The organism is uncultured Campylobacter sp. (assembly GCF_938030785.1).
Lineage (GTDB): Bacteria > Campylobacterota > Campylobacteria > Campylobacterales > Campylobacteraceae > Campylobacter_B.
Map to the genome: position 1 here is coordinate 1 of NZ_CALHIK010000179.1, position 8608 is coordinate 8608.

The following is an 8608-nucleotide window of genomic DNA, read 5'->3' on the forward strand; positions in this document are numbered from 1 at the left end:
TGCATCGACTGCCACGGATATATGTTTAAGACCGCGCTTGCGATGCTGCAAAGCGAAGGGGCGAGCTTCATCATCACGGGCGAGGTGCTCGGACAGCGCCCGATGAGCCAACGCGCGCAGGCTCTAGCTCAGGTCGGCGGGCTTAGTGGCGATGAGGAGGGGCTGATCCTACGCCCGCTGTGCGCGAAGCTGCTGCCGCCCACGACGCCCGAGATCAAGGGCTGGGTAGATAGGGGCGCGCTGCTTGACATTAGCGGGCGCGGGCGGGCTAGACAGATGCAGTTGGCGGCAGAGTTCGGCTTTGAGGATTACGAAACGCCCGCGGGAGGCTGTCTACTAACGGTGCAGAGCTTCAGCGAGCGGATCAAGGATGCGGTAAAATTTGAAAAGATCGAAACGCCCGCGGACGCTGAAATTTTAAAATTCGGACGCCATCTGCGCCTGTCTGAGGGCGCTAAGCTCATAATCGGGCGAGATGAGAGCGACAACAAAAAGCTTGCCGCTGTGCAAAATCCAAAATTTAGCGAGATAAAATTTAAAGATGGCGTCGTGGGCGCGCTAAGCCTGCTAAGCAGGGGCGCGAGCGAGGCGGATAGAGAGCTTGCGGCGAGGCTGGCGCTGACCTACGCCAAAACGGACGCCGCGCGCCGCTACGCCCTGCTCATAGACGGCAGCGAGCTGAGCGCAAGCCCCTTTGATAGCAAGGATGCCGCCCGCGAGTATTTTGTGTAGAATTAAATTTTAAGAGCAAAATGGATTCGGTAATCGTCAAGCAGACTTTGGCCTGAAAATTTCGGGTCCTGCTTTGTACTAGCCAACCTTATTTAAAACATAAAATTTAAGCGAGCCTTTTGATTGTAAATCACGCCGCTTTCAACCGCGTTTGTCGCTTATCTAAATAAAAGGCGCCACCAAAATAAGCGTCTTCTTCTATATTCTTTGTAGGGCGATGCGGTAGCGATTGCTAATAATTCGCCCCCGCGCGCTTGTAGTTTAAACTCATATCCTTGCTTGCCAATATCGATGGTTTGTAACTTTGTATTTTCGTCTATGATTATCGGTTTGCGGCTGTTTATCAGAACAATGTGATCGTCCTTTCGGATGCTCGGCCTATCGTATTCATCGATTTTTAGCGTAATCTTTACGCCACGCAGATCAAGACTTTCGCTATTTCGCAACACCAAAAATTCATTATTGCGTTCCGATTTGTCCGTTAAGATAAAATTTAATCTGCCGAAATTTTTTATATCTTTTGCAAATATCGCCGCCGCTTGAATACTAAGCGTGCTGTCTGCGCCACCGCCCTCGATCGTACCTAAAATTTCACTTGTAGATAGGATTAGGGTGGAATCTTTTATAGATTTGGCCCTACCTAGGATTACGTTTCCTTTTATTTTAGAGTATTCAATGGAAAACAGGGTTGCATTAATCTCACCATTCGGTGCGTTAAAGCCGCTTACATCGCCATTGATCAAACAATCTTTTATGCTTATGACATTATTTGTAGCGTTTTTGCCGCTTCTGCCCGCAGCTATGCCGCTTTTACGCCCGCTAAATTTAAAGCCTGTAGTCATGCCACTATGAGAGTAAGGTCGGTTTAGTTTGTTTATCGTGATATTGTTATCCGAAAGCTCACCATCCGCTATCGCTGCTACAATGTAGCCGTCCACCAAAACATCTTCTTCGATTTGAATTTGATTGGCCGATATATTGCCGCTTGATCTAGCAAATATCACACTGCCTGCAACCGATGCGCTATCTAAATTTATATTATTTCCCGCGATGTCACCCTTGGCAGAAAATATAGGAAGATCGCCGTCTATACGGGTAAGCAGTGAAATTTCGATATTATTATTTAAAATATTCGCAGAATCTGCCGATGCTATATTTATTATGCTTTTTATGCGACTTCTTTCAAGTGTGATATTATTTTCTAAGATATTCCCGTTCCTACTTGTTATTAAATTTACCTCATCGATATTAGCAAAAGCGTCGTCTCCGTCCATAGCATCCACAATTAGTTTATTTTGTGAAATTTCGCCATCCGTGACGATGGCGGTTAGGTTTTTTATATGGTTAAAATATGAAAATTTTATTCTATTCTGTGAAATTTTTCCGCTTCCGCTAATTGCTGTTAAATTATTTGAATAGGGGCTACTAAAACGGATAGTATTATCAAGCACATCGCCGCCTGTGATGATATTTACTCGGCTGACATTAGAGTCTGAATTTTTGCTGCCCATAGCGTCTATCTCTATTTGATTTTGAGAAATTTTGCCGCTTCCTAAAATCGCAGCTAGCTCATTTATATGACGAAACAACTTCACTTCCACTAAATTGCCGCGGATATTGCTTTTTTCATTTAAATTTGCTGATATGATATTTATTTTATTTGCAGAAGTTATATTAAAAGAGATGTTATTGTCGAGTACATTGTTGCCTGCGATGATATTGGCTTCATTGATACGTATTTTGGGATCATCCCACCCACCTGTAGCATCTATTTCTATTCTATTTTGTGAAATTTCGTCATTCCCACTAAGTGCGATCAGGGCTTTTATATATTTAAACGAATCAAATTCTACCGAGTTGCGTTTAATCGGATGGTCTTTCGAAGCGACTAGAGTTAGGTTATTATCATAGTGAGAATCCGGCAGTTTTAAATTTATCTTATTATCGGAGATCTCGCCATTTGGTGCAAACACACCAAATCCATCTTTAATCTCTTGTATCTTCAGGGTGGAATTTTTTACCGAGTTTGTCGGTTGCACGGAGCTGGCGGAACTTTGCTCTGTCGCAAAGAGAAAGGTTGAAAAAATTGCCGCAAACGCTAAGATTTTCATATCACTTCTTTAAATTTACGTTTTTAAATTCCTATGCGCGATAAATTTCCAAAAGAGCGCACATCGTGTATCGCACGCTCAGCTTTGGAATTTTATCGCGCTGTAAATTTAACGCTCTAAAGCCGCTTGTGAACCTATTCGATCCACTTTACTACGTCGTCTATGCTGCGGCGGATCTTTTGCGGCTGCGGTTTTACGCGGTAGCCGAAAGGCACGAGCAGCGCCACGCGGCGATCATTCCAATCGATGCCTAAAATTTCATTTAGCGCTGTACGATCGAAGCCCTCTATCGGGCAGCTATCAATACCGCGGCTGGCGGCCTCGTTCATCATCACCAAAGCCGGGAACATGCACTGCGCGTGCGACCAGTGAAATATCGCCTCGTCATCGTTTTTAAAGATCCCGCTTATGGCGTCTTCGTAAAATTTTAACGCAGAGGCCCTTTTCTCCTCGCTTGCAAACGAGCGGCGGTTTATTGCTTCCGCTATGTAGGTGCCACCCGCTTTGAATTCCTTGATCTTTGCCAAAATCACGACCAGATGCGAGCAGGTGGTGATCTGCTGCTGATCCCACGATTTTTCGCGGATCTGCTCACGCAGCGCCTTGTTTTGTACGATCAAAAAATCCCAATGTTCTAACCCCATATAGCTGGGTGCCAGGATGCCCGCCTGCAAAATGGCGTCAAAATCGGCTTTGCCTACCTTTTTATTCTCGTCGAAAATTTTGCATGCGTGGCGAAATTTCATAATCTCTAAATGCGTCATAGCCTCTCCTTGATTAGTTTTTGTAGATCAAATACCCACCATCTTTGCGTCTGATGCTGAGGTTGCCCTCGCGCGAGCGCACGCCGATGCGGTAGTAGCCGTCCTCTTTAGTGACATTAATGTCGCTAAAGCCGCCGATATTTACAGCAAAGCTCGCGCCGCTAAGCGGGATATCTTGCCGCCAAAACTCCGCTTCAAGCGTGCCCGAAGCGTTTGCGTCAGAGCTTTTGAAATCGTCTGCGGTAATGAGCTGCACGCTGTCTTTGCGGATGACGAATTTTAGTCCATCGTCAAATTTAAGCGTCTCTAGCGGTAGCTCCAGGCGCGGCGCGAAGCTTGCGGTAGCCGAAGCTTGCGGAGTTTGGTTTTTTAAATTTGGATCCTTTGAGGTGACCGAAACGTCAAGCGCACGCTGAAGCGCAGGCTTTGCACTCGCGCTTATTATGAAATCGTCCTGCCAGTTTATCGAGCGATTTATGTCGATTATTTTTTCGTGCGAAGCCCCGTCCGAGTCGGTATAGCGCACCGTGATCTGCTCGATCGCAAGCGCATCTGAAGGTAGGCTAAATGATCTTGACGTAAAATTTTTTAGCGGCGGCGGTGCCACAGGCGGAGTATTGGGCGCTGCCGGTAAAATTTCAGGTCGGATAGGAAGCTCGTCGGGCACTACCAGCGGCATGGTTCCAATCGGCTGTGAGGCGCTCGTATTAGGTTTTGCGGCATTTGTATCAAGTTTGACCGCGGACGCGCTTGGATCGCTTGCGTTTTCGTCAGGTTTTTTCGCGCCCGAAGCGGGCTTGGCGCCACTTGCATTTGTGTCCTGCTTTTTCGCGCCGCTTGCATTGGAATCGGTAGAGTTTATATCCTTTGCGGTCGCGAGCGTTTTCGCAGCGCTTGTGTTTTCGCTCTTCGTGGCATTTGCATTTTTCTTAGCGGCTTGCGGTGCGGCGTTTTGTTTTGCGGCGGTAGCGTTTGCATTTACTCCGCTTTGGCTCGGTATTAAATTTTTAGGCGCGGTCTGCGTTTTTTCGCCCGCGGGTAAAATTTTAGACGCCGAAACGGTGGCGTTCGCATCCTTTTGCGGCGCCGTTTCGTTAGCCGAAAAGGCAAATATCGCCAAGCATAAGAAATAGAGCTTTTTCATTTTTTAAGATCCGGATCGAGCGAGCGCCGTTCCAAATAGAGCTTTTGCAGCTCGGCATTTTCCTTTTTGAGGCGCTCGACGTCGGTAAAGAGAAACGCTTTTTCCCTTTGCAGCTGCCGCAAAACCTCAAATGAGCGCTTGCCGAAAAGCACGTCGCCGACGAAAACGCCCGCCAAAATGACGCAGATAATCAGTGCGATCGCCGAAAAGATCTGCTTAAACGGCGAAAACGGATTGATAAAATTTAGCCGCTCTTTAAAAATTTTACGCTTGTTTTTGGTTAAATTTTTCTCGGCATCGGGGACGAAATCTATGTTTTGCGAGTTGAAATTTGAACCCTGCGCGTAGAAATTAGTGCTTGCGGAGCCCTTATTTAGGGCGCTGAAATTTTCATCCGCGTAGCCGTCCTCTTTTTGCGCGCTAAAATACCCGCTCCCCTCGCCGAAATTTTTGCCGGCGGCATCATAACTGTCCTGCGTGCTAAAATTTTCGTATGCATAATACTCGGTAAAATTTTCGCTCGAGCTCTCGGCGCCTAAATTTTCGTAGCCTTTCGGAGTTTTGAAATTTCTACTCGCGTCGTTAGAGCTTTCGCTAACGATGTCGAAATTCCCGTAAATTTCGTCGTCCAAGTCGTCGTAAAGCTCGTCCGTGCTAGATCGCGCGCGCTTCATCTCATCGCGCGCGCTTATATAATCCGCTCCGTCAGTATAGGTGCGCTGCGCGCCGCCTTTTAAGCCCCGCTTGGACTTTTTTTTAAAAAACATTTTAAATTTTATTTCCCAAAAACTCGTACGTCTCGCGCTCGATCTCAAGCAGGCGGTTGTATTTTGCGTTGCGTTCGCTTCTTGAGGTCGCGCCCGTTTTGATTTGGCCCGTATTCATCGCGACGGCGAAGTCCGCGATAAAGCTATCCTCGCTCTCGCCGCTTCTGTGGCTCATCACGCAGCGGTAGCCTTTGCGCTGCGCTAGGCGGATCGTCTGCATAGTTTGGCTGACGGTGCCGATTTGATTTGGTTTGATTAGGATCGCGTTGCCTACACCTTTGGCGATGCCTTCGCGCAAAATTTTCTCGTTCGTTACAAATAGATCGTCGCCCACGAGCTGCACTTTAGAGCCAAGCCTGCTAGTTAGCTTCGCCCAGCCCGTCCAGTCGTCCTCGCTTAGGCCGTCTTCGATCGAAAATATCGGATACCTCTCGCAAAGCTGCGCGTATCGCTCTATCAGCTCTTCGCTGCTAAATTCCTTGCCCTCTAGCTTATATTTGCCGTTTTCGTACAGCTCGCTAGCTGCGACGTCGAGAGCTAGTTTGATCTGCTCGCCCGCTTTGTAGCCAGCTTTTTCGATGGCTTGCATGATGAGCTTGATCGGCTCTTCGTTGTCGTTTAAATTTGGCGCAAATCCGCCCTCGTCGCCCACTGCCGTGCTATGGCCTGCCGCGTTTAGTAGGCCTTTTAGCGTGTGGTAAATTTCGCTCGCCGCTCGCAATGCGTCGCTAAATTTATCAAATCCAAACGGCATAATCATAAATTCTTGAAAATCCACGCTGTTGTTCGCGTGCGCGCCGCCGTTAATTATATTAAACATCGGCACCGGCAGTACGCTAGCGTTCGCGCCGCCCAGGTAGCGATACAAAGGCACGTCAAGGCTTTTTGCAGCCGCGCGCGCTACCGCCATAGATACGCCAAGCACGGCGTTCGCGCCTAAATTTGAGTAATTATCGGTGCCGTCAAGCTCTCTCATCTCATCATCAAGCGCCTTTTGATCAAATGCATCCAGTCCGATCACGGCTTCGGCGATCTGCGAATTTACGTTTTCTACCGCCTTTAGCACGCCCTTGCCGCAGTATCTTTCGTCTTTATCGCGAAGCTCCAGCGCCTCGCGTTTGCCCGTACTTGCGCCGCTTGGGACTATCGCGCTTGCTGCGGTGCCGTCGCTTAGAGCGACTGTCGCCTTCACGGTCGGGTTGCCGCGGCTATCAAGTACTTCTATGGCATAAACATCTTCGATATAAATCATCATTCATCTCCGCTTTGTAAATTTTCATCCTCGTTGCCGTCACTTAGGCTCATACTGCCCATCTGCTCGCGGATCTTTGCCGTGATCTCTTCGGCAACTGCGGGATTGTTTTCAAGATACACTTTAGCGTTTTCGCGACCTTGCCCTAGCTTCGTATCGCCGTAGCTGAACCACGCACCGCTTTTATCTACGATGTCTAGCTTAACGCCGTAATCGATCAGCTCACCCACCTTGCTGATGCCCTTGCCGAACATTATGTCAAATTCCGCGATCTTAAACGGCGGCGCCACCTTGTTTTTCACGACCTTGACCTTGGCGCGGTTGCCGATACTCTCTTCGTTTTGTTTCAAAGTAGCGATCTTGCGTATATCGATGCGCACCGAAGCGTAAAATTTAAGCGCATTGCCGCCGGTCGTCGTCTCTGGTGTGCCGTAGCCCATCGCGCCGATCTTCATGCGTATTTGGTTGATAAAGATCACCGTCGTATTCATCTTGTGCACGACGCCGGCGAGCTTGCGCAGCGCTTGGCTCATAAGCCGCGCCTGAAGCCCTACGTGCTGATCGCCCATATCGCCCTCGATCTCGTTTTTCGGCGTGAGCGCAGCGACGCTATCTACGACGATAAGATCGATCGCACCGCTCTTTGCTAAGGTTTCTACGATGTCGAGCGCCTGCTCGCCGAAGTCGGGCTGGCTGACGTAGAGATTGTCGGTATCGACGCCTAAATTTGAAGCGTATTTGACGTCTAGCGCGTGCTCGGCGTCTACGAATGCGCAAATTCCGCCCGCTTTTTGGCACTCGGCGATGATGTGAAGCGTAAGCGTCGTCTTACCCGAGCTCTCAGGCCCGTAAACCTCGATGATACGCCCCTTCGGCACGCCGCCGATGCCAAGCGCGATGTCAAGCCCCACAGAGCCCGTAGAGATGGCGTCTATCGGCTCGACCTGCTTATCGCCTAGCCGCACGAGCGTGCCCTTGCCGAAAGCTTTGTCGATCGATTTTAGCGCCGCATCCAGCGTCTTTTTCTTTCCCTCGTCCATGTTTTTCCTTAAAAATAAATTCGCTTGATTTTACCAAATTTGAAATGAATTTTTGATTATTCGCGCAAATTCGGCGCGGCATCGGAATTTGAAATTTTTAAGGAGCGTAAACGCTCTGCGCGGCAAGCGGAGAGCATTAAATTTACACTTCTAAGCACGCCTGGTTTTCACGTTTTTCTTTAGAAATTCCGCATTTTTATGAGGGCTGTAGCAAAATTTCACTATAATTTCGCAACATTTCAAAATCAGGCCGCGCGCGAAATTTAAAGCGGAACAAAAAGGATAAAATTTGAAGATTTTTAAGCATATAAACGTCGCTCACTCGCCCGACGCGGATGATATTTTTATGTATAAGGCGATTGATTTCGGTTGGGTAAGCTCCAAAAATCTAAAGCTTAGCGCAACGGCGCTTGATATCCAGACACTAAACGACGAGGCGCTCAAGGGCACCTATGAGGCCACGGCGATTAGCTTTGCGTTATATCCGCTCATCTGCGAGGAGTACGCGCTTTTGCGTACGGCAGTGAGCTTTGGCGAGGGCTACGGCCCAAAGCTGGTTAAGAAAAAGGGTGCGATTTTAAAGCGAAATTTCAAAGTCGCGCTCAGCGGCAAACACACGACAAACGCACTTCTTTTTCGCATGGCATACCCGCAGGCGCGTATAGTTTATAAAAACTTCCTAGAAATCGAGGGCGCGGTCTTAAGCGGCGAGGTAGACGCGGGCGTGCTGATACACGAGAGTATTTTGGATTTTTCGGACGAGCTTTGCGTGGAGCGCGAGATCTGGGACATCTGGAG

The 8608-nt window shown here is 48.4% G+C and carries 8 protein-coding genes; 2 read left to right on the forward strand and 6 right to left on the reverse strand.

Translation table 11 applies throughout. The features are described from left to right. The coding region (locus Q0438_RS10310) for an ATP-binding protein (protein ID WP_299190641.1) at nucleotides 1-732 on the forward strand (732 nt) is incomplete at its 5' end. A 158-nt stretch (nucleotides 733-890) separates the two neighbouring features. Here the strand turns inward: Q0438_RS10310 and Q0438_RS10315 are convergent. From Q0438_RS10315 to recA, 6 genes are all read right to left on the reverse strand, one after another. Then, a complete protein-coding gene (locus Q0438_RS10315) occupies nucleotides 891-2843 on the reverse strand; it encodes a hypothetical protein (protein WP_299190643.1) in 1953 nt (650 codons plus the stop codon). A 134-nt stretch (nucleotides 2844-2977) separates the two neighbouring features. Beyond that, nucleotides 2978-3607 carry an NAD(P)H-dependent oxidoreductase gene (locus Q0438_RS10320; protein WP_299190645.1) on the reverse strand — a complete coding sequence of 210 codons (630 nt, stop codon included), beginning with the start codon at nucleotides 3605-3607 and terminating at the stop codon, nucleotides 2978-2980. A gap of 13 nt (nucleotides 3608-3620) precedes the next feature. After that, a complete protein-coding gene (locus tag Q0438_RS10325; RefSeq protein WP_299190647.1) occupies nucleotides 3621-4751 on the reverse strand; it encodes a hypothetical protein in 1131 nt (376 codons plus the stop codon). After that, nucleotides 4748-5518, reverse strand: coding sequence for a hypothetical protein (locus Q0438_RS10330; protein ID WP_299190649.1), 771 nt, complete (start codon nucleotides 5516-5518; stop codon nucleotides 4748-4750). Before Q0438_RS10330 ends, Q0438_RS10325 begins: the two co-directional genes overlap by 4 nt. 1 nt (nucleotide 5519) lies before the next feature. Continuing rightward, a complete protein-coding gene (gene eno, locus Q0438_RS10335) occupies nucleotides 5520-6770 on the reverse strand; it encodes a phosphopyruvate hydratase (RefSeq protein ID WP_299190653.1) in 1251 nt (416 codons plus the stop codon). Further along, the gene (gene recA, locus Q0438_RS10340; protein WP_299190651.1) at nucleotides 6770-7810 is read right to left on the reverse strand and encodes a recombinase RecA; all 1041 of its coding nucleotides are present in this window, start codon (nucleotides 7808-7810) and stop codon (nucleotides 6770-6772) included. The genes eno and recA overlap by 1 nt, the downstream gene beginning before the upstream one ends. Nucleotides 7811-8099: 289 nt before the next feature. Here recA and Q0438_RS10345 point away from each other — a divergent pair. Beyond that, nucleotides 8100-8608 (forward strand): MqnA/MqnD/SBP family protein (locus tag Q0438_RS10345; protein ID WP_367178512.1); only part of this gene is annotated, 509 nt, incomplete at its 3' end.